Here is a 23333-nt window from a genome sequence, read left to right as displayed (position 1 = left end):
GCTCTATATTCTTGTTAGCTATACTATTCTGGTTCTGTTTTCGATCGAAAAATCCCAAAATGGGATAAGTTTTGACTCTATAATATTCAACCAAAAATTCTAAGAAAACAGGATTATGGCCGAGGTAAGTGAAAAATCTATAGTAGGAAGAGCGAGGTCAGAAGATAAAGACGAAAGGGATTTGATGGAGTATTTAAAAGTACTATGGAAGTGGAAAAGCTTTATCCTGGGAGGAACTATTCTTTTCGTGATAATCGCGGTCATTCTAAATCTGGTGACCCCTAAGGTGTATCGGGCTACAATCTCATTGTTCATCTCCAATCCAGATAAAAGCTATGCTGAGGCCATCAAGAGTCAAGCGGTAATGGCCAGGGTCCTGGAAAGGCTTCAATTAGATAAGCCCCCCTACCAAATAGGCCTGGAAAATTTGACCCGGATAATATCCGTTGAACCTATTCCAAAAATGAATCGCATAGATATTATAGTGGACCACACAGATCCTGAAAAAGTCGGTAATATAGCCCATGCCGTAGCGATTTCGGCTGTAGAGCTGAATCAAGAAGCTAATGAAAAAGAAATTGCCACAGCGATGAAGAACAGGGATTCCATCAAGGATGAAATGGAAGAAATAAATCGTCAGTTGGCTCAGGTGGAGCAAGAATTATTAACTGCCCAATCTATGGTCGAGGTTACCAGGCTAAAAAAAGAGATCCTCATGCAAAAGCGGAAGAATACCGAACTGGGACTTCTTGAAACCAACCGAACCATAGAAGAAAAGAGTGCTATAATAGCTACCCTCACCAAGAAATTAGGGGAAGAAAAGAAAACTCTGTGGCTTTCCAGATCCTTATCCAATGATCCAATACTGCAAGATTCGGTTAAAGAGACTTCGGGTTTACCTGCCTCAACCCTATTAAGCCTCCAAATAAAAGATGAACAAATAAATCCTTTACATGCTATCATGGAACCGAAGCTGGTTGAAACCCTTGCAGATTTGGAGAGTTTGAAGGTTAGAAAGCTTGCCCTGGTTAAGGATTTAGAAGATAATGATAAGCAGATAGCGGAGTTACAAAAGGAATTGATCAAAGAAGAACTTGAACTATGGAACATAACCAGGCATTACAATTCTTTGGAGGAAAACTCTAAATCCCTCAAAGAAAAGTGGGATCAAATCCAGACCCTTGTCAATACCAGGAAGTCACAGCTGGAAATGGCAAATCCGGTTGTGGTATCTAAAGGTCCTGTTAATTCAAATAGCAAAGTAAATTTGCTCCTGGCAGGTGCAATAGGGTTTTTTGCAAGTCTGGTTATCCTGGTTTTTCTCCTGGAATATGTAACTCCGGCGGTAAAGTCAGAACGACAATCAAATCCCGTCTAGAAGAGGAATTTTCCTTTCTACGTGAGGTTCCTTCTCTCCAGGGGCGCAGACGTCTCGCCTGCTTTACCCGGTCGGGTGTAGGGGCGCAGACGTCTCGCCTGCTTTACCAGTGGATGAATACTAACACCATGAAGTTAGCCATAGTCGGATGCGGTCGTTGGGGAATGAATCATGTCAGAACGGCTCATCGAATTTTTGGCGAGAAACTCAAGTATGTCTGTGATGTGGATAAAAAAAACCTGGAGAAAATAAGGGAGATCTCCCAGAAAATAAAAGGTGTCACCGACCTCGAAGAAATCCTCAACGACCCAGAAGTCCAGGGGGTGGTTGTGGCGACCCCGGCAGAAACCCACTATGCCCTCGCCAGACGATGCCTGGAGGCCGATAAAAATGTGTTGGTCGAAAAACCCCTTGCCCTCTTCTCCTATCAGGCCAGGGACCTGGATCATCTGGCTATACAGAGAAAAAAGATTTTAATGGTCGGCCACCTGCTCCTCTATCATCCGGCCATCCGAAAAATTAAACAGTTGATCCAGGACGGTACCCTGGGAAAACTTCAATATATCTACAGTAATCGCCTGAATCTGGGTACCGTGCGAAAAGAGGAAAATATCCTCTGGTCCTTCGCACCCCATGATATCTCAGTCCTGCAATACCTCATCGAAGAAGATCCCGTGGAAATCGATGCTAAGGGAGGAATATTTTTACAACCCGGCATCCATGATGTTACGCTGACCATCCTCCGTTACCCCAGAAATATCCATGCACATATCCATGTATCCTGGCTTCACCCCTTCAAGGAACATCGCCTGGTCGTCATCGGAGATAAAAATATGATCGTGTTCGAGGATTCGAAAAAACAAGATCGGTTGATACTCTATCCCAAAGGGATCGATTGGGTGCAGGGAGAACCCCAAAAGCGAGATGCTGATTACCAGGTTATCGAATATTCAGATGAAGAACCCCTCCAACTCGAACTCGAACACTTTATGCAGTGTGTGACCACAGGAACTCAACCGCTTACCGATGGAAAGAACGGTATCAAAGTCCTGGAAATTTTGGAACAGGCACAGGCCCGATTAGAAAATAGGGAAACCCGGAATGAAAATATCCGGGTAAATCTCCAAACACCCCCCAATCAGAAGTTCTTTGTTCATGAAACCGCAGTAATAGACGAAGGTTGTCAGATCGGAGAGGGAACGAAAATCTGGCACTTTAGCCATGTCCAAAAAGGGGCCGTAATCGGTAAAAATTGTACCCTGGGACAGAATGTCAATATCGGTAATAATGTTCGTATCGGTAATTTTGTGAAAATTCAAAATAATGTATCGGTCTATGAAGGGGTCGAGCTGGAAGATTATGTCTTCTGCGGACCTTCCATGGTCTTCACAAATGTTCTGAATCCCCGATGTGAATTTCCCCAGCGAGGGCGTGAATACTATCAACCTACCCTCGTGAAATACGGAGCCTCCATAGGCGCCAATGCAACCATCCTTTGTGGAACTACCATCGGTCGTTTTGCCTTTATCGGAGCCGGAGCTATAGTTACAAAGGATGTTCCAGACTATGCACTGGTGGTTGGTAACCCCGGACGTATCGTCGGATGGATGTGCCGATGCGGAACTAAGTTGAAGTTTGTCAATGACAAGGCTCAATGCTCCCGATGTAAACGGGTTTACAAAAAGATAAATGATTCGGTTAGCTGTATCCATTAGAGGGGCGCACGGCCGTGCGCCCGTACAAGGAAGTGATCTCCCGGTAAAAAGTGGGGTATTCTTAAACCAAAACCAGGGACTTGCTTGAGGAGAAAAATGATTGCCACCGGAAAACATAAAATCGAATTTATCGATCTGAAAGCTCAACAAAATCGTATCCGTGATATCCTGGAAAAACGCATAAAGAGGGTTCTTGACCATGGTATTTATATCCTGGGACCCGAGGTACAAGAATTGGAAGAGCGACTCGCCCACCTGGTGGGTAGTAAATACTGTATCACCTGTGCAAGTGGTACCGATGCCCTCCTGATGGCACTCATGGCCTATAACGTAGGACCCGGAGATGCCATTTTTACGACACCTTTTACCTTTATCGCTACGGCAGAAGTTATTTCACTCCTGGGCGCTACGCCCGTTTTTGTGGATATAGACCCTAAAACATTTAATCTGGATGCCCAAAAATTACAAGAAACCCTCCATACCTTTATTCAAAGAAATGGGTCGCTTCGACCCAGGGGAATTATCCCGGTGGATCTCTTTGGTCAACCCGCCGATTATGAAGCTATCCGAAAGGTTGCAGAAGTCTATGGGTTATTTGTCCTGGAAGACGCAGCCCAGTCTTTTGGCGCAGAGTACAAAGGGCGGAAAGCCGGAAACCTGGGAGATATCGGAGCTACTTCATTTTTTCCTGCAAAACCCTTGGGATGCTATGGAGATGGGGGGGCTCTGTTCTGTAATGATGATACCCTCGCCGAGAAACTTCGATCCATCAGAGTGCACGGGAAGGGACTCGATAAGTATGATAATATTCGGATTGGAATCAACGGAAGGTTGGATACTCTGCAAGCAGCAATTCTACTGGCTAAGTTGGAAATCTTCGAAGAGGAAATTGCTCTTCGCCATGAAGTTGCCCGGAAATACTCTGAAGGACTGCAAGGAAGGGTCATAACCCCCTGGATAGAACCGGATCGAACCAGCGTGTGGGCCCAATATTCTGTACTGAGCGATAATCGGGACAACCTGATGAAAAAACTTAAACTGAAAGGAATTCCAACGGCCATTTATTACCCTAAACCTCTCCATTTACAGGAAGCCTTTCGTAGTCTAAGTTATAAACAGGGTGATTTTCCGGTGAGCGAAAAGATAGCTAATTCCATCTTTAGCCTGCCGATGCATCCGTATTTAAGCACCGAGGACCAGGAATACATCCTGGAAGCTTTTACTGATTAACCTTTAAGAGGGATCAAACTCCTATGGCCGTATCTTTACTAACCAGACCGATAATCTATCCAGAAAGTGATGGACGACCCATAGCCGATAATACCAAGCAATTCCGTTGGATTGTAACCATTGAGAAGGGACTGGAGGCGCTCTTTCGCGAGCGGGAAGATGTGTTTGGAGCCGGCAACTTGTTGTGGTATCCTGTGGAAGGTCGACCTGATATTCGTACGGTTCCGGACATAATGGTGGTCTTTGGACGACCCAAGGGGGACCGGGGTTCGTATTTACAATGGCAGGAGGGGGGAATCCCGCCCCAGGTTGTGTTTGAAATTCTGTCACCCAGTAATACCCTGGCCGAGATGACACGCAAGTTCCGCTTTTATGAACGTTACGTAGAAGAGTATTATGCGTACGATCCGGATTTGGAGGGGCGCACGGCCGTGCGCCCGTACGCAGTTGGCCAGATTTGGTGAGGAATTGGAGGAAATTGAACAAATGGTGGGATGGGTCAGCCCCCTTCTGGGAGTATAGTTTGAATTGGAGGAGGGGGAGCTGCGATTATATCAACCCGATGGTGAACCTTTCGCTACCTAGTACGGGCGCACGGCCGTGCGCCCCTCCAGTTGTAGCACAACGTGAGCAGGAACGACAACGCGCAGAAAGTCTGGTAGCCCAACTGCAAGCTCTGGGGGTAGAACCTAAAGATTTGTAACCTCCTTATAACGAGGCTGGTCATGTCCACGCAAGTTTCAAAGCGTCTTTTTACGGTAGAAGAATACCATCAAATGGCAAAGGCCGGAATCCTCTCGGAGGATGATCGGGTGGAACTCATCAAAGGAGAGATTGTAGAAGTGCCTCCGATCGGCAGTCAACATGCCGCTTGTGTAAATCGTTTGACCCGACTCTTCTCTCAATGGGTAGGAGAACGTGCTATAGTAAGTGTTCAGAATCCCATTTATTTAAGTGAACACTCAGAACTGCAGCCAGATCTGGCCTTGCTTCGACCACGTAGCGATTTCTATGCTCAAGCCCATCCCCAACCCCAGGATGTCCTGCCTGTTGTGGAAGTAGCCGACACTCCTTTAACCTACGACCGAGAAGTAAAGATACCTTTGTACGCAAAGTCTGGGATTCCGGAGGTCTGGCTGGTAGACCTGACCGCAGATTGTATCGAAGTCTACCAGAAGCCATCACCTCAAGGATACCTGGAAATTAAACGATTTCAGTGTGATCAAAACCTTTTTCCTCAGGCCTTCCCCGATGTGGGATTGGCCGTCCAAGATATCCTGGGATGAAATAGAAAAATTTGGGATTCCAGATGACCCCGGGTCCATGAGAGGGTTCGTAACACCCAACCTTCGTAACAAAATTTACATAAGCCATGAATAGCAAAGAGGGTTCGTTGGAAAATTCCACCATCTGGTCTACTACCAAAACCTCGTTGTGGTTCAGTAGCCTTCATACCCTGGGAACCAGTGTTATTTCGATCCCATTAGGACTCGTAAGCAGTATTTTGATTGCTCGAACACTGGGTCCGGCCGGCAAGGGTAGCTATGATCTGGTATTGGTAACCACGACGTTATTAAGTATGATACTGGGTTTTTCAATCCCATCGGGTATAACCTACGTGGTGGCACGAGGGAAGGCGGCTCTCGATTTACTGTTTTTGAAGTTGATATTGACCGCTCTGCTGCAAGGTCTTCTAGCGGTCATGTTGCTATATACTCTTCCATATACCGGTTATTCTACTCTGTTCTTACCTCCTCAGACGGGAAACGGGATCATCACGGCCATCGTTATTTCTCTTGTTTTTAGTCTGTTATCCGGCTACTGGCGTGCCATATTGATCGGTCTTCAACAAATTACCCTGGCTAACAAGGCTGATCTCTTGAGTCGGGTACTGCAACCCGTTTTGCTACTGGCCGGAATTGGAATTCTGATCTTACTAAAACACCAACCTTCGCCACCCATATTTATATGGATCAATGTAGCCGTAATAATTTTAACCAATCTCATCTTCTTGAGAGTATTATACCCCTCCTCCCCCCCTCTCCTGAAGCTTCAGGAGAGGGGGAAAGGGGGTGAGGGAGTCGGAGAGGTCAGATCCAACAAACCTACCCCGGAAAGCCCCTCACCTTCCTCTCCGTGGAGGTCTTTATTCTACTTATCGACACGGGATACCAGTGGCTTCGGAGAGATTCTGAGATATGCCTTTCCCTGTTACCTGGCTAACCTAATCCAGTTCCTTAACTATCGTCTGGATGTTTTCATTGTCAGCTTCTTCGTCGGTGTAAAAGGGGTTGGACTTTATACGCTTGCCGTCAGCCTGGCCCAGCTCATCTGGTTAATCTCTAATGCAGCGGCTACCGTCCTGCTGCCTAGAGTCGCTGCTTTGCAGGATATCGTCTCGGAGAATGTGACCCGTACAACTCAAATCACCCGTGTCAGTTTCTGGCTAAGCTTTATATCGGCTCTATTCTTGGCTTTACTTGCCGATCAGATATTGCCATGGGTATACGGTGAAGCTTTTCGACAAAGTATAACTCCGCTTCTGGGGTTGTTACCTGGGATTGTCGCCTTTAGTGTGGTAAATGTTCTTGCCTCATACATCGCCGGAATCGGAAAACCCCAGCTTAATTTGGCCGTTTCTTCGGTGGGACTGGTTGTAACGGTTATCTTCGATTTATGGTTAATTCCACGCTTCGATATCTTCGGGGCTGCAATAGCCAGTACTTTCTCTTACTCTATAAGTGCTCTTTTGACCCTGGAAATCTTCACCCGAAAATCGAAAGTACCTGTCCGGCAGGTCCTGTTACTGACTTCAGAAGATATAGGAGGGGTTATTTTATTATTGCAGAAGCTAGTCAAGCGTACATCCCCTCAAAAGGAAGGTTGAGATGAAGCGAAAAGTTCTCATTCTGGCCTCCTGGTATCCCACTGATACTTCTCCGGTTAGCGGTATCTTTATTCAGGACCAGGCTGTAATTTTATCCAGGAAATACGATGTAACGGTCTTGGTGCCGAAACCGGCCGGATGGCGGGAAGTTTTAAAAGGGCGTGCAGGACCAAAATCGCACATAGAGCAGCGTGCAGGATTAACCGTTTACCGTGAGCGAGGATTGATCTATAAGCCCCGGGTCCTGGCCCAGGTGTATGAGATCTATCATCGGGTGACCAGACACCATCCTGAAATTTATAGGGATGTTGAAGATATTATTTATGCCTGGTATTTTGATAGTTATGGTCGGGCAGCCAAACGGGGTTTTGAGGCAATACTCGCCACATGGGGCAAACCGGATATTATCCATGCCCACGTGGTCTTGCCTGGGGGATGGGCCGCTGCCAATTTAGGGAAACGATACGGTGTTCCCGTGGTGCTGACTGAACATTCCGGCCCGTTTTCCGTGCACCTGCAAACCCACTATCAACGGTATTTGGTGAAAACAACATTCCAACAAGTTAACCATGTTATTGCAGTAAGTCCTGCTCTGTTACGACAAATCCAGGCCGTCCAGAATCCCATTCCGGTCAGTGTTATAGGCGAAGTTGTCAAGACGGAATTCTTTGTAGTCTCAGGCGATAAAGCCGGACAACCTGCTGGATCCTTAACGCGCTTTCTGTCTATCGCGTTACTGACAGAAGTCAAGGGACTTGTTTATCTGCTGGAGGCTGCAAAACTCCTTGTGCAGCGGGGAGTACAGTCCTTTGAATTGATCATCGGCGGAGATGGCCCGGAACGGCCCAGGCTGGAACAGATGGCCCGGGCCTCAGGGCTATCGGATCGATGTCGTTTCTTGGGTTTACTGACCCCCCTGGAAGTCAGGAACTGGATTCAGCAATGTGATGTTTTTGTGATGCCCAGTCTCCATGAATCTTTTTGTATTGCGCTGTGCGAGGCAATGGCCTGCGGTAAACCGGTCATTTCAACCCGCTGTGGAGGTCCTGAATATACGGTAACGCCCAATACAGGGATACTGGTGGAAGTGGCCAATCCAGAAGCCCTTGCCGATGCCATGGAAAGGTTTATTTTAGGAAAAGTTAAATATGATCCCCACCTGATACGCCAGAGTGTGAAAGATCGATTTGGTGAAGAGGCCTTTCTGCGAAATATATCCCGAGTCTATGAGGAGGTATGGGTAAAACTTTAAATTAAAGTTTACAAAATTTGCAAAATAAGGAAACTAGTACGGGCACAAGGTATTGCGCCCCTACCGGATAGACGGTTTTTAGAAGGAGTTCAATCATGTGCGGGATCTTTGGTATCTGGTATACAGGTAACAAATCGGTAGATCTGGAAATGGCTCAACGGGTCACAGCCTGCCTGCGCCATCGTGGACCGGATGATGAGGGTTATTTACTGGTCCATGTGCCATCCGGGAGAAGAATACCCTGTGGGGGTAGAGATACCGATCCACGACTCAGTCTACCCGGTATTGAGGAATTCTTTGATCACCCGTTCAACGGGGTGCTAGGTTTCCGACGTCTGGCCATTCTGGATCTTTCCCCTGGGGGTCATCAACCCATGGGGAGTCCAGATGGTCGGTTTTGGATTGTCTTTAATGGGGAGATATATAATTATCTGGAATTACGTCGGGAGCTGGAAACTGCCGGATATCGGTTTTATACCCATTCCGATACGGAGGTATTGCTCACGGCCTACTGTCACTGGGGACTTCAGGCCCTCACTCGATTGACCGGCATGTTTGCATGGGCCATCCTGGATACCCGGGAACAAAAGGTATTTTTAGCCCGTGATTTTTTCGGTATTAAGCCCCTGTACTATACTTTTCTGCAGGAGGGCTTTGCCTTTGCCTCTGAAATCAAAGCCCTTCTTGAACTTCCTGAAGTGGACCGTCAGGTTAACCCGCAGCGACTCTATGATTATTTGCGTTTTGGCCTTACTGATCATGGTCGGGAAACTCTTTTTGCCCAGATCTACCAACTCCCCGCAGCCCATTATCTCGAAATTCCTTTGGACCGTCCCCAGGGGGTTAAGCCCCTACGTTACTGGCAGATAGATCCGAATTCACGGCTTGAACTTTCATTTGAAGAAGCCTCCCGGCAATTGCGAGAACTCTTTTTGGAGAACGTTCGACTCCATTTGCGAAGTGATGTCCCGGTAGGAGCGGCCCTTTCCGGTGGTATCGACTCTTCTTCCATTGTCATGGCGATGCGGCATATCCAGGGTAAAGAGCTTGAACTTCATACTTTCAGCCATATAGCCGACCATCCAACTATCAATGAGGAACCCTGGGTAGACCTGATAGGTAAAGCCTCCGGAGCGGTAGTCCATAAGATCCAACCGGGACCCCAGGAACTCACCACAGATCTGGAACATCTCATCTCTATCCAGGATGAACCGTTTGGTAGTACCAGTATTTATGCCCAGTACCGGGTATTCCGGCTCGCCCATGAAGCCGGCATCAAGGTTATGCTGGATGGACAGGGAGCCGATGAACTCCTGGGGGGATACCGACCTTATCTGGCCTCCCGACTGGCTTCTCTATTAAACCAGGGACAATGGATCAAGGCAGGTCGGTTCTTACGCCATGCTTCAAAATTGCCCGGATCCAGCCATCTGGATCTTCTTCTTAACACCGCAGGAGTACTGATCCCTGCCCGTTTCCAGATTTTAGCCAGACGATTGATCGGAAAGGATCTGGCTCCTCCCTGGTTGAATGCCACCTGGCTCGGTGAACGAGGTGTGATCCTCAGACCTCTTCAACAAAGTTACCGGCGAGAAGTCTTACGAGAACACCTTTATCAGACGGTTACAGAAACAAGCCTTCCTATGCTGCTCCGTTATGAAGATCGTAACTCCATGGCCTTTTCCATCGAGAGTCGGGTGCCTTTCCTGACACAAACCTTGGTAAACTTTATTCTTTCTCTACCCGAAGAATATATCATCGCTCCAGATGGTACCAGCAAATCTATATTTCGACGGGCTATGCGGGGTCTGGTCCCGGATACGGTTTTGGATCGTCGGGATAAAATCGGCTTTGCTACACCCGAGCAGGACTGGCTAATCGGCCTGCAATCCTGGATAGAAAAAGTCCTGCAAAGTGAAACGGCTTTACAGATCCCGGTGTTGAACTTGAAGGAAATAAAAAGGGAATGGCAGGCCATTCTCCAGGGAAATAAGCATTTCGATTTTCGGGTATGGCGCTGGATTAACCTGATCCGATGGGTTGAGCAATATGGGGTTAATTTCAAGTAAGGAGGGTAAAGTGCTACGGATTATAACCATCGTTGGGGCGCGACCTCAGTTTATTAAAGCAGCAACCATCTCTCGAATCACAGGTACCACCCAGGGAATAAAGGAGATATTGGTTCATACAGACCAGCATTATGATGATAATCTGTCCAGGATATTTTTTGAGGAACTGGAAATTCCTCAACCGGATTATCACCTCGGAATAGGTTCGGGAACCCATGGATTCCAAACTGGACGAATGCTGGAAGAGATTGAGCAGGTTTTGCTCAAGGAAAAACCTCAATGGGTATTGGTTTATGGCGATACCAACTCTACACTGGCCGGAGCCCTGGCCGCTGTCAAACTCCATATTCCGGTAGCCCATGTAGAGGCAGGTCTACGTTCGTTCAATCGGCGGATGCCGGAGGAAATCAATCGGGTTCTGACCGATCATGCTTCTGATTTGCTTTTCGCTCCAACCCAGACTGCGGTGAACAATCTACACCGGGAAGGAATTTCTGAAAATAAAATCCGTCTGGTCGGAGACGTCATGTACGATGCAGCCCTCTATTACGGAGCTAAAGCCGAGAAGGAAAGCCGCATTCTGGAACAACTGGGTCTGGAATCGAAGGGATATATCCTGTGCACCATCCATCGGGCGGAAAATACCGATAATCCTGCCCGATTACGGACTATTTTTGAGGGGTTGGTTTCTGTGGCCAGGGATATCCCCTTCATTTTACCTCTTCACCCCCGTACCCGTACCGTGCTCCAACAAGAAGATCTGTTGGGAGAAGTATCCCGTTTTGTCCGATTTATGGAACCGGTGGGATATCTGGATATGGTTCTGCTGGAGAAACAGGCCCGGGTAATTGTTACAGACTCGGGAGGGGTCCAAAAGGAAGCCTTCTTCTATCGGGTTCCCTGCATAACCTTACGAGAGGAAACCGAATGGGTGGAATTGGTAAATTTAGGCTGGAATCAACTGGTTCCTCCTGTGAGTGCCCAACTGATAGCTGAAAGTATCAAGACGGTACTAACCTCCCCAAGGGAATTACCTTATCCTGTGGGGCTTTATGGCGATGGAAAGGCTGCCGGATTAATCATTTCGGAACTGTTAAAGGCCTCCTGAATGCTTTGTAAAAGATGAAAAAATCCGTCTGTATTATCTCTTTTTCGCCTATCTACCGGGATGGACGGGTGCTGAGGCAGATTAAATATCTTTCCCGGGTGTACGACTTAACCGTTATCGGCTACGGCCCGCCTCATCCGGACTGGAAGGATAAACAAGGCATTAAGTGGATATCTGTGGTTAGAAAACCCCTCACCCTGACCCAGAAGTTTAGTGAACTGATTTTACTGATGCTATTGGGAAGATTGCGACCCTCTTTCTATGATTATTGGTACTGGAGAAGACTACATCACAGGCAGGCGCTTGAACATGCCATGGCAAGTCCAGGTGATGCCTTTCATGCCAATGATTGGGAAGCCCTGCCGGTAGCTGCTGAGGCAGCCAGAAGACATCAGGCCAGACTGGTGTTTGATGCCCATGAGTATGGACCCCTTGAGTTTGAAGATCGCCGATACTGGCGATTGCTTTATTCACCGGCTATCCGTTATATTCTGCACAGATATGCCCACTGGATAGACGCTTCGACGACCGTAGCTCCGCTTCTTGCAAAGAGATACCGGCAAGAATTTAATTTAAATCCCCTGGTGGTACTCAACGCGCCGGAGTATGTAGATGTGGCACCTAAGAAATTAAATCCCGATGACATTCGATTAATCCACCATGGTTCTTCGATACGAGATCGACGGTTGGAGAGGATGATAGAAACATTAGCTTGGTGTGATCGACGGTATAGTCTGCATTTTATGCTTATGGATAATGATCCCTCTTATTTGCAATATCTCAAAAAGCTGGCCGATGAGGTGGCTCCAGGTCGGGTCTTTTTCCATAATCCGGTGGCCCCTGGAGAAGTTGTGGAACGAATCTCGGAGTATGATATGGGTTTCTATCTCCTTGAGCCCGGTAATTTCAATAATAGCGCAGCCCTTCCTAATAAATTTTTTGACTTTATCGTAGCAGGTCTGGCAGTATGTATTGGACCGTCACCCTCCATGGCCGAACTGGTTCGTCAATATGGCTTTGGTTGTGTGGCGCCGACCTTTAATCCTTCCGATGTAGCCCATATGTTGAATCAACTGAACATAAACCAATTAATGGCTATGCAACAGGCTGCACGGGAGGTGGCCAGGCAGCTCAACGCCGATACAGAGATGGGTAAAGTGGTTGAGTTATATCAACAGCTTTTAGGAGAAACCCGCCGATGAAAATTGCTTATCTCATCCATTGGGATTTAAGCCGGGAAAGCGGCATTCTGAAGAAAATCCTGGACCAGATAGAGGTTTGGATCCGGGAGGGAAATGAAGTGAAACTCTTTGCCCTCTCACCGGGCTCCCAAATCTGGGAAGACTTAAACCGGCTTTCCATGGAAGTGGTTTCCAGGGGTACCCTTCTCAGCCGGTTTCTTAAGGCCCATGAGATCGTCCAGCATATCCTTGCCTGGAAACCCGACCTGACGTATCTGCGCTTTAGCACCTATTATCCTTCCCTGGAACGGCTCATGGCCTCTGTTCCCACTTTTCTGGAGATGAATACCGATGATCTTGCAGAGGCCCGTACCCGCTATTCCAGGTTTAGATATCTCTATCATCTTTTAACCCGAGACCGGATCTTAAGAAAAGCCTGTGGTTTGGTTTGTGTTTCCCATGAAATTGCGGAGAGACTGAGCCCCTACCGAAAGCCCATGGTGGTAGTCGCAAACGGGATCGATCTTTCCCGCTATTCTCCGCTTCCTGTTCCCAAAAATCCCAATCCCAGGCTTGTTTTTTTAGGTTCTCCCGGACACTCCTGGCATGGGATTGACCAAATCTTCTGGCTGGCCGGTCACTTCACCTCCTGGCATTTTGATTTAATCGGTGTGGAAGCCTCCGATCCTGATTTACGGGGGAAATCGCTTCCCAATCTATCGGCACATGGTCTGTTAAACCGTACCCGGTATGAGAAAATCCTGGCTCAATCCGATATAGCCATAGGAACTTTAGCCCTGTATCGAAAAAAGATGGATGAAGCCTCTCCCCTCAAGGTCCGGGAATACCTGGCTTATGGAATTCCGGCCATCATCGGCTATCAGGATACGGACTTTCCACAACCTGTACCTTATCTGCTCCGTCTACCCAATACCCCTCAAGGGGCCAGAGAACAGGTCTCTGCTATAGAGCAATTCGTAAATACCTGGAAAGGTCAAAGGGTCCCCCGCCAGGAGATAACCCACCTGGATGTGGGCCTTAAAGAAAGGGAAAAACTTTTGTTTTTCCGTAAAGTCTTGGGAATATCCCTATGATCGGTAAATCATCTTCGATCAGCTCTGGACTTTATGTCCTCTTATTTACTGCTTTGAGTACCATTTTCCGGGTTTCTTTCTTGCTTTATTTTATTTTGCTCAGTGTGTTGAGTTCGACTTTCGCTAAATATGTCCTGGTTCCCGGAAGTATTCCTCTTCTTCCAACCGAGCTTCTTATTTTCATATGGTTCCTTTATAAGGTTTCCCAGGCCCTCAGGGGAGAAAAGTTTTTAGTCTATCCTTTCTCGGTTACGGTTGTTTCCGGAATTCTGGCCCTGGGAATTCTAAATCTCGTGAGAAAGCCAGATGCTTTTGCTTTGAGATATTCTACGATGTTTTTCTATATCCTCCTGGCCTTTGTCACCTGTGACTTTCTAAAGTCGAGCAAGGATGTTAAAAAGATTATCCAGGTGGCCAAATTGTCCGTTCTATTCAGTTGGATTCTTACCCTTATAAACCTACCGACCAGTATATCCGGCATCCATTTTGGGTCTATAACTTCTACCCCGGGTATTTACTACCTTGGGCTTGGGAATTTTGGAGTTTACTTTTTTGTTTTCTCCTGGGCTCTCTCAGAAATTTTAAGCCGAAGACGAACTCCGATCAGACCCCTTATCTGGCTAATCCTCTGTCTCTGTTGGGTACTACTCTTTTATTTTCATCGATCTGCTATAATAGCCTTTGCCGTTACGCCTGTAATGTTTGTCTTAACAAGACCTGTACGTTTTTTGAAAGGACTTCCCAGGATCATAGTCCTGGGGGGCTTGGGGAGCATAATGCTTATCCTTTCTGCTGGTTATTTTGGCAAGACCGGATTGACGGGTGTGTCGGCCATATATAATCGACTGTATTCTGTTTTTACCCCAAAGGATGATCCCAATGCCGCCGGAAGGCTGGCCTATTGGCAAAAGGTTTTATCAGACATTTCTACAAATTCCGGCGACTTATTGTGGGGTAAAGGGTTTTCCCTCACTCCACTGGAGTTAGCAGATAAACCGGGGAACCTGTTGACGGCAGCGGTTATTGGATTCCATAATAGCTTTATTGCAGTTTTGTACAAAACGGGCTTCCTGGGTCTATTTTTTATAGTCCTCTTTTTTGGACAGGCCCTCAGGATAAGTTTGAAAGAAAAGGATCCGTTCATAATAGTAGCCGGCATGTCCCTTTTAGCCATGACCGTATTTGCTTTTTTCAACGTTGTATTAGAGAATCCCTATTATGGATTTTTTATGTGGTTTTTTGCGGGAATGGTATACAAATTAAAATCGCTTAAGAAACGGGAAAAAATGCAAATCGGTGATCAAAGTGTCGGCATAGACTCGGGGGCTGAAGGTTCTAAAAAGATGAAAATTTTATTAATCGGGTCAACCCCACCACCTTATCATGGCTCCAATATTTATTTTAAAGATTTTTTAGAAACCCTGGCGACCTGTCCGGCACTTGAAGTTCTCCACGTGGAAACATCGGATAAAAGAAATGACCTTAATAACCTGGGAAAATTGGATTTTAAAAATCTCTTTACCGCCTTTAGTTCCCTAGTCCAGGAAGCTTATTTTTGTATAAAATATAAACCGGAGATTATTTATATTCCTATAGCCCAAAATACCCTCGCTTACTTACGAGATGGGCTTTTTATACTCCTGGGAAAAATGTTTAAAACCCGGCTAGTAATCCATCTCCATGGAAGTTATTTCCGTAACTTCTACGATCAATCTCCCGGATATATTAAAAAATTCATTGATGTGACCCTAAGGGCCTGCGATGGGGCCATCGTCCTGGGAGATAAATTACGATGGATTTTCGAGGGATGGCTACCTCCTGATAGAATCTTTGTACTTCCTAACTTTGTTGTCTTTCAGGATAGTCAAAATTTTCAGAAACACGATCATAAACAGCAAAAAGTCCTGACTTACTTGGGAAACTTATACGAATCGAGGGGAATATTCGATTTACTTGAGGCCATTAAAATGGTAAATGAAAAAGCGCCGGGAGAATTTATCTTACAAGTAGCTGGAAAGTTTGTAGATGATCCCTTTACCTCCCTGAGGTGTGAAACCATTCAACGTAAATTTGATGAGTCTGTAAAGGCTTTAAAGGGAGCCGTGGTATACTTAGGTCAAATAACAGCAGCGGAGGACAAATTCCGCCTGCTTAACGACACAGATTTATTTGTGTTCCCCAGTTGGTACGAAGGACAGCCTTTAGTAATTCTTGAGGCCATGGCCGCAGGCTGTCCAGTTATTTCCACAAAAAACGTGGGGGTTATTGATGAAACGGTCATCGATGGGGTTACGGGGATTCTGGTAGAAAAGCAAAATCCGGAAAAACTTGCAGAAGCTATTTTGTTTCTCCTGAAGAACCCGAAACTTCTCACCCAAATGGGAAAGGCCGGAAGAAAAAGATACGAGGCGTGTTACACCCCCCGGCGTATTCTGGAAAAGGCAATCCAGATCTTCAAAACCGTCTTAGATCCCGTATGTGTGGCATAGCAGGTATCATTCACGGAGGAAATTACGAGGCCCTGCGCCGCATGGTTTATATCCAGCAACATCGGGGGCCCGATGATGAAGGTATCCAATGGTGGGATGATCTCAGAACCGGAATAGGACATCGGCGATTAAGTATTCTGGATCTCTCGCCGCTGGGCCATCAACCCATGTCCAATGACTCCGGTAATCTGTGGATTACCTACAACGGGGAGGTTTACAACTACCGGGAAATTAGAAAAGAGTTGCTAAACAAAGGATACAGGTTCAAGTCCCAGAGTGATACCGAGGTCATTCTGAAAGCCTATGAAGCCTGGGGAGAAAAATGCCTGGAAAAATTCAACGGGATGTTTGCCTTTGCCATCTATGATACCCGTTCACGAAAATTATTTGCCGCCCGGGATCGAATGGGGATTAAGCCATTTTACTATTACCATAAAGATAAAACCTTCATTTTTGCCTCCGAGATCAAAGCTATCCTGGCTTCCTCTCTGGTGGAAAAAAGGCCGGATTATTATGCCCTTCATACTCCTACACGGTTTCAAATTTCCCCCTATACGGGATTTGAAAACATCCTCAAACTCCCACCCGCCCACTATCTTGTTTTCAAAGATGACCGATTAACCATTACCCCCTACTGGGAGATCAAAGCCCTGGAAGATGAGGATGTTTCCGAACGGAAGGTATGGGAACGGTTAGATGGGCTTCTTCAAGATGCCGTCCGTCTCCAGATGATAGCAGATGTTCCGGTCGGCGTCTTTTTAAGCGGTGGATTAGATTCTTCTCTTATCGGCGCAGGAATGAGACAGAATACCCGCCAGGATATTCACTCCTTTACCATAAAGTTTTCAGAAGCCGATCAGAAATTCGAGAAAATCGTTGAGGATCATATTTATGCCCGACAGGTTGCAGAACAACTGGATTTTCGGTACCATGAATTTGAAATAAAGCCGGACCTTGCAGAATTACTTCCCAAATTAGTCTGGCATTTAGACGAACCTCTGGCAGATCCGGCGGCTATCAATACCTATCTTATCTCAAAAGCTGCACGGGATCTGGGAATTGTGGTGTTGCTCAACGGAATGGGAGGAGATGAAATTTTTGGAGGCTATCGAAAGCAACTGGCCTGTTTACAGGCAGACGTCTATCAAAGCCTAGTACCCGGCATTCTGAGAACCTGGATTGAAAAAATCTTTGATCATATCCCAGTGGCAACCTCGACCCGGGGATTAAAAACACTCCGCTGGTCTAAACGTTTTTTCTCCTTCGCCTCGCTCCCACAAATGGAACGGTACCTCACTTCGGATTTATCCCTTTCTCGAGGAGAATATCAGAAACTTTTTCTAAACGGCCCTCGCTATGAAGAGACTTACTTTTATCAATCCCAAAAAGAGGTTTTTAATCTTAAAGGGATTTCCTACCTTACAAAGATGTGTCTGAATGATACCAAAGTCTTTTTACCTGAGCACAATTTAACCTATTCCGATAAAGCAACCATGGCAGCCGGTATAGAAAGTCGTCCCCCCTTAACAGACCACCGGATCGTAGAGTTTATGTTTTCTCTTCCACCGAAATACAGGATTCGGGGGTATACACAAAAATATTTACTGAAAAAAGTGGCCGAAAAGTATTTACCCAGACATATTGTGTATCGTCCCAAGGCACCCTTCGGCTCGCCTCTCCGTTCCTGGATTCGTGGCCCTCTTTCAACCATGGTGGGAGAGTTGCTTTCAGAAGAGTCCTTAAAAGCCCGAGGGCTTTATAATCCCGGCTATGTTTCTGAATTGATTGAAAAAGACCGGAGCGGGTTAGAAGACAACGCCCATATTTTATGGACTTTGCTTACCTGTGAGGTTTGGTTTCGAATCTTTTTTGGGAAATAGGTAGGTCAAACGTCCCCGTTTGACAATCGATGAATACCGGAAAGTTTACCTCTGAGCAGATTGCCCAATTCTGGGAAAAACATCCCGTTGGAAGCAACTTTGTCCCCGTTTCCGAGTGGAAGGATTTTTTTATCCGTTACGATCGTTTCAGATATAACCACGAACCGCATATTTTAGAGGAAATAGAAAAAATCAATTTTAAAGGGAAGCGCGTTTTGGAAATAGGTATGGGCCAGGGTGCTGAGGCCCAGAAAATTATTGAAGCCGGAGCTATTTATAATGGAATCGATCTGACCCAAGAAAGTGTTACCCGGGTGAGGCTGCGATGTGAATTATTCTCTCTTCCCTACGAAAGCCTGCAGGTCATGGATGCGGAAAGGTTAGATTTCCCGGATGAATCGTTTGATATTGTTTTTTCCCATGGGGTCCTGCATCATTCACCCTGTATCAGAACTATTATCCGTGAAATTCATCGGGTTTTACGGGAAGGGGGTCTGGTGGTCGTTATGCTGTACCATCGAAATTCCATAAATTATCAGATATCCATTCGATTCATCCGGCGGCTGGGGATTTTTCTTTTATTCTTCCCGGGCATGTCCAGGCTGGTGGCGAAATTGACCCATGAAGACATGGAAAGATTGGAAAAACATCGCTGTTATCTCCTGCAAGACGGCCTGGCTTATCTGAAAATGGAGAATTTTATTCATAAGGCTACCGATGGTCCTGATAATGTATTTTCTTCAGTCTTCAGCCAATCCGAAGCGGCAGAACTGTTTTCAGGGTTTAAACATCTAAGTTTCTCAAAACATTTTTTGAATGAACGGCATTTTCCGATCCTCCGAAGTCTTCTTTCGGCGAACATGAAAAAGAAAATAGCTTCCCGATATGGCTGGCATTTGTGGATCAAAGGGATCAAATCATGCTCCAGATAATCCAATATCAAAAAACCGGAGAAATGTTTATTGAAGAGGTTCCGGCCCCCCGGTTAAAGGACGGTGGGGTTCTGGTACAAAATGTTTTTTCATTGATCAGCTCGGGAACAGAAAGAACCTCTGTCGAGACGGCCCAGGCCTCTCTGATCGGTAAAGCCAGATCACGTCCCGATCTGGTCAGGCAGGTGATAGATAACGTAAAAAGGGAAGGATTACTGGCTACCTACGAGAAAGTCCAAAACCGGCTGGATAATTATAAAGAGTTAGGATATAGCTCTGCCGGTGTGGTGATGGAATCCTCGGTTACTGCTTTTAAACCGGGGGACCGGGTGGCCTGTGCCGGCTATGCCTACCATGCCGAGTTCGTTTTCGTGCCTAAAAATCTGGTTGTAAAGATACCTGCTGAAGTTTCCTTTGAAGAAGCTGCCTTTACGACGCTGGGAGCCATTGCTTTACAAGGCGTACGCCAGGCGGATGTACGACTCGGTGAGCAGGTAGCCGTCATCGGCCTGGGATTGATAGGCCTGATAACGGTACAACTCTTGAAGGCGAATGGATGCCGGGTGATCGGTCTGGATATTTCTGAAGACAACTTTGAACTTGCAAAGAAGCTCGGCTGTGAGGCGTGTACCCCCGGTACCCCAGATGCCGAAAAAGTTGTTGAGGCTTTTACGAAGGGTTATGGAACCGACGCCGTTATTATTACCGCGGCAACAAAGTCCAATGAACCCTTAGAATTGGCCTTGCAATTTGCCAGAAAGAAATCCAAAGTGGTGGTGGTGGGCGCAGTGGGAATGGACGTTCCCCGTTCCCCCTTTTATGAAAAAGAACTGGAATTAAGGATCTCCTGCTCCTCCGGGCCCGGTCGATACGATCCAGAATACGAGGAAAAAGGAAATGATTATCCCATCGGCTATGTGCGCTGGACAGAAAACCGAAATATGGAAGCGGTTCTGGACTTAATCTCCCAAAAAAAGCTCGATGTGCAATCCTTAATCACCCATAAGTTTCCCCTTCAAGAGGCCCTTCAGGCCTATGATATCCTGACCGGAAAGGTTAAAGAGAAGCACCTGGGGATTCTGATCGAATATCCCGGTAGCGAAAAAATTAAGAAGCCGGACATAAAAAAGATCGAATTATTCCAAAAGGCAAAGGCTGATTTTTATCCCCCTCGGTTGGTGGCAGGTTTTATCGGTGCAGGAAATTTTGCACAATCTTATTTGATACCCCCCTTGCAAAAGTTAGGGGTCCGACTCAAAGGCGTTGCAACCTCAAAACCGATCAATGCCCGATCGGTAGGTAAGAAGTTTCGATTTGAGTACTGTACAACCCAGGCCGAGGAGATCATTAATGACCCGGAGATCAATACTATTTTTATAGCTACCCGACATGATTCCCACGCTCACTATGTAATGGAGGCTCTCAAGAAAGGTAAACATGTTTTCGTAGAAAAACCTCTAGCCATCTCTGAAACTCAATTAAAAGAAATAAAAGATCTGTACGAAACCCAATCTGCTCTCCAGGGTTCACATCTCATGGTCGGTTTTAACCGAAGATTTAGTCAACCGTTCAAAGAAATAAAAGATTTTTTCAAGGATACTCCAGAACCCTTTGTGATAACCTATCGCGTTCATGCCGGGTTTATTCCTAAAACAAGCTGGATCCAGGATCCTGCACAAGGAGGAAGAATCATCGGGGAGGGGTGTCATTTTATAGACTGTATGATGTTTCTCCTTGAAGCCAAGCCGGTCCGGGTCTACGCAGAATCCATAGGCTCTCAGAATTCGCAGGTAGAAAATCACGATAATATAACCGTGAGTCTTAAATTCTCTGATGGTTCGGTTGGAAATCTTTTGTATTTAGCTAACGGAGATCGTTCGGTAGAAAAGGAGTACTGTGAAGTCTATTCAAGTGGTAAAACAGCCATCCTGGATAACTTCAAGGAAGTTTTCTTTTATCATAAAGGCAAAAAGAAAAAAGTAAAGTATGACGGTACCAAGGGTCACAAACAGGAGATCGAACATTTTGTGAAGGTTATTTTAGGCGAACAAGTGCCTCAATTTTCATTTGAATCGATTTACTCTACCACCTTAACCACGTTCAAGATTGTAGAATCCTTGCAAAGGGGTATTCCTTGTGAAATTTAAAGTGCAGACCGAGAGACGTAGACTTCTTGAGGCTTTATTAAAATTAGAACACTATATTCTGCAGGAGAGGTATAAGGGTTATGATCCCTACGATGCCTTAACCTCACCTATCTTCCGATTGCCCATTTTGAAGAACCGTAAAGTGATAAGACTTGGGACCCAGCAGCTCTTAAAGCGGTTTCCAATCAATGTGAGACCTTTACTGGGAATTAAAAAGAGTTATGAGCCTACCACGTTAGGTTTATGCCTGCAAGCCTATGGGTATTTACTTTCGGTCTTTCCTGAAAAAAAAGAATGGTATTTAAAAGAGATTCAATTTTGTATCAACGAGTTAGAAAGGCTCCAATCCAAGGGATATAGCGGTACTTGTTGGGGATACAGCTTTGATTGGGAAGCACGATATGCAAGGGTTCCGGCATTTATTCCAAATATTGTGGTAACCGGTATTATCACCCAGGCTCTGTTTTCTTTATATAAGCATGCGCAGGCAGAGGTAAAAACTATCCCTGACCGGGTACCTTTACAACTTTGTCGAAGTGCCTGTGATTTCGTTTTATACGATCTCAATCGAACTTACGAAGATGACTCTTTCTGTTTTTCTTACTCCCCCTTAGACAGGCAGCGGGTTTACAATGCAACGATGAAGGGGGCCCGACTTCTGGCGCAGGTATATTCCGTCACAGGTGAACCGGATTTGAAAGAAGCAGCGACACAGACGGTAAAGTATGTTGTAAGAAATCAAAAACCGGATGGATCCTGGTCTTATGCCAAAGGAGATACCCGCACCTGGATAGATAACTACCATACCGGGTATGTTCTCGATAGCTTACAAGAATTTATTCTTTCCACCGGAGCTAGCGGGTACGAGGAAGCTTTACAAAGAGGATATCGGTATTACCGTAAGACGTTTTTTACAAGTGAAGGTATTCCGAGGTATTACTCAACCAAAACTTATCCCATTGACTCTACGGCTATTGCCCAATCTATCCTGACCCTTATCCATTTTGGAGATATGGATCTGGCCATGCAGGTTGCCTTATGGGCAATTCAGCATATGCAGGCAAAGGAAGGTTATTTTTACTATCAAATGAAAAAGTGGGGGACCAACCGAATTCCTTATATGCGTTGGTCCAATGCCTGGATGTTCTTAAGTTTAGCTTCATTGGTATCCCAACTTAGGTAAAATTAATGTATGCGACCCCCCATTCAGATGATGGGGGTGCCCATGCACCCCTGGACCATGAAGGAGACGGTGGAGGAAATTGCCAGGCGTCTGGACGCCGGACTTTTTACCCAGCATGCGGTGGTAAATGTGGCAAAAATGGTAAATATCCAAAGGGATCCGGCTCTACGCAATGCCGTTTTGCGTTGTGATATTATCAATATCGATGGAATGGGAGTGGTATGGGGAGCCTGGTTATTAGGTCTCGATGTGCCTGAACGGGTTGCCGGGATCGATCTGTTTTATCGCTTACTCGCCCTGGCAGAGGAACGCGAAGATCCGGTCTTTTTTCTGGGAGCTGAATCGGAGGTGGTTATACGTGCGGTTGAAAGGGCACAAAAGATCTATCCTCGCCTGATTATCGCAGGCTATCACCATGGGTATTTCTGGGATAATGAAGAAGAAGTAGTACGTAAGATCCGTGAATCCGGAGCCCGCATGCTCTTTGTAGCAATTACCTCACCTAAAAAAGAGCAGTTTATCGCACGCTGGCAAAAGCAACTCGGCGTTGGCTTTGCGATGGGAGTCGGAGGCGCCTTTGACATCATGGCCGGGAAAACCAAAAGGGCGCCGAACTGGATGCAAAAGATGGGATTGGAGTGGTTCTATCGTATCGTTCAAGAACCCCAGCGAATGTGGAAGCGTTACCTCGTCACAAATAGCCTATTTGTTTGGATGCTCCTTCGGGAGAAATTGGGAAAACGTAATAAAGTATAAATTAAATTTATCTTTTGTCTTGACAATTCTAT

At 46.1% G+C, this 23333-nt stretch carries 17 protein-coding genes; all 17 read left to right on the top strand.

The window, feature by feature from the left end:
* The first annotated feature begins 115 nt into the window (after positions 1 to 115).
* Positions 116 to 1378 (top strand): Wzz/FepE/Etk N-terminal domain-containing protein, encoded by a 1263-nt coding sequence (locus VNM22_09090; protein ID HWP47302.1) that lies wholly within the window; start codon positions 116 to 118, stop codon positions 1376 to 1378.
* 128 nt (positions 1379 to 1506) lie between these two features.
* Complete coding sequence (locus VNM22_09085; protein HWP47301.1) at positions 1507 to 3093, top strand: Gfo/Idh/MocA family oxidoreductase; 1587 nt, start codon at positions 1507 to 1509, stop codon at positions 3091 to 3093.
* Positions 3094 to 3189: 96 nt separating this feature from the next.
* The gene (locus VNM22_09080) at positions 3190 to 4323 is read left to right on the top strand and encodes a DegT/DnrJ/EryC1/StrS family aminotransferase (protein HWP47300.1); all 1134 of its coding nucleotides are present in this window, start codon (positions 3190 to 3192) and stop codon (positions 4321 to 4323) included.
* A 23-nt stretch (positions 4324 to 4346) separates the two neighbouring features.
* Positions 4347 to 4787 carry a Uma2 family endonuclease gene (locus tag VNM22_09075; GenBank protein HWP47299.1) on the top strand — a complete coding sequence of 147 codons (441 nt, stop codon included), beginning with the start codon at positions 4347 to 4349 and terminating at the stop codon, positions 4785 to 4787.
* Between the two features lie 261 nt (positions 4788 to 5048).
* On the top strand, positions 5049 to 5609 hold the full coding sequence (locus tag VNM22_09070; protein ID HWP47298.1) for a Uma2 family endonuclease: 561 nt from the start codon (positions 5049 to 5051) through the stop codon (positions 5607 to 5609).
* An 86-nt stretch (positions 5610 to 5695) separates the two neighbouring features.
* Positions 5696 to 7210: a flippase gene (locus tag VNM22_09065; protein HWP47297.1), complete on the top strand. Its 1515-nt coding sequence runs from the start codon at positions 5696 to 5698 to the stop codon at positions 7208 to 7210.
* 1 nt (position 7211) lies between these two features.
* Positions 7212 to 8462 (top strand): glycosyltransferase, encoded by a 1251-nt coding sequence (locus VNM22_09060; protein HWP47296.1) that lies wholly within the window; start codon positions 7212 to 7214, stop codon positions 8460 to 8462.
* Between the two features lie 95 nt (positions 8463 to 8557).
* Positions 8558 to 10531, top strand: a complete 1974-nt coding sequence (asnB, locus tag VNM22_09055) for an asparagine synthase (glutamine-hydrolyzing) (protein ID HWP47295.1) — start codon at positions 8558 to 8560, stop codon at positions 10529 to 10531.
* A gap of 10 nt (positions 10532 to 10541) precedes the next feature.
* On the top strand, positions 10542 to 11639 hold the full coding sequence (gene wecB / locus VNM22_09050; protein ID HWP47294.1) for a UDP-N-acetylglucosamine 2-epimerase (non-hydrolyzing): 1098 nt from the start codon (positions 10542 to 10544) through the stop codon (positions 11637 to 11639).
* Between the two features lie 14 nt (positions 11640 to 11653).
* Positions 11654 to 12841: a hypothetical protein gene (locus tag VNM22_09045; protein ID HWP47293.1), complete on the top strand. Its 1188-nt coding sequence runs from the start codon at positions 11654 to 11656 to the stop codon at positions 12839 to 12841.
* Positions 12838 to 13914 carry a glycosyltransferase gene (locus VNM22_09040; GenBank protein HWP47292.1) on the top strand — a complete coding sequence of 359 codons (1077 nt, stop codon included), beginning with the start codon at positions 12838 to 12840 and terminating at the stop codon, positions 13912 to 13914. The genes VNM22_09045 and VNM22_09040 overlap by 4 nt, the downstream gene beginning before the upstream one ends.
* Complete coding sequence (locus VNM22_09035; protein ID HWP47291.1) at positions 13911 to 16403, top strand: glycosyltransferase; 2493 nt, start codon at positions 13911 to 13913, stop codon at positions 16401 to 16403. The genes VNM22_09040 and VNM22_09035 overlap by 4 nt, the downstream gene beginning before the upstream one ends.
* Complete coding sequence (gene asnB, locus VNM22_09030) at positions 16391 to 18283, top strand: asparagine synthase (glutamine-hydrolyzing) (GenBank protein ID HWP47290.1); 1893 nt, start codon at positions 16391 to 16393, stop codon at positions 18281 to 18283. The genes VNM22_09035 and asnB (VNM22_09030) overlap by 13 nt, the downstream gene beginning before the upstream one ends.
* Positions 18284 to 18312: 29 nt before the next feature.
* Positions 18313 to 19215 (top strand): class I SAM-dependent methyltransferase, encoded by a 903-nt coding sequence (locus tag VNM22_09025; GenBank protein HWP47289.1) that lies wholly within the window; start codon positions 18313 to 18315, stop codon positions 19213 to 19215.
* Entirely contained in the window at positions 19203 to 21362 is a 2160-nt protein-coding gene (locus VNM22_09020) for a bi-domain-containing oxidoreductase (protein ID HWP47288.1), read from the top strand. The genes VNM22_09025 and VNM22_09020 overlap by 13 nt, the downstream gene beginning before the upstream one ends.
* Complete coding sequence (locus VNM22_09015) at positions 21352 to 22545, top strand: hypothetical protein (protein HWP47287.1); 1194 nt, start codon at positions 21352 to 21354, stop codon at positions 22543 to 22545. Before VNM22_09020 ends, VNM22_09015 begins: the two co-directional genes overlap by 11 nt.
* Before the next feature lie 9 nt (positions 22546 to 22554).
* Entirely contained in the window at positions 22555 to 23301 is a 747-nt protein-coding gene (locus VNM22_09010) for a WecB/TagA/CpsF family glycosyltransferase (GenBank protein ID HWP47286.1), read from the top strand.
* Positions 23302 to 23333: the final 32 nt, after the last annotated feature.

The sequence above is a fragment of the Candidatus Limnocylindrales bacterium genome (assembly GCA_035559535.1).
Taxonomy (GTDB): Bacteria; Moduliflexota; Moduliflexia; order Moduliflexales; family JAUQPW01; genus JAUQPW01.
This window is presented reverse-complemented; position numbering and strand designations above follow the sequence as displayed.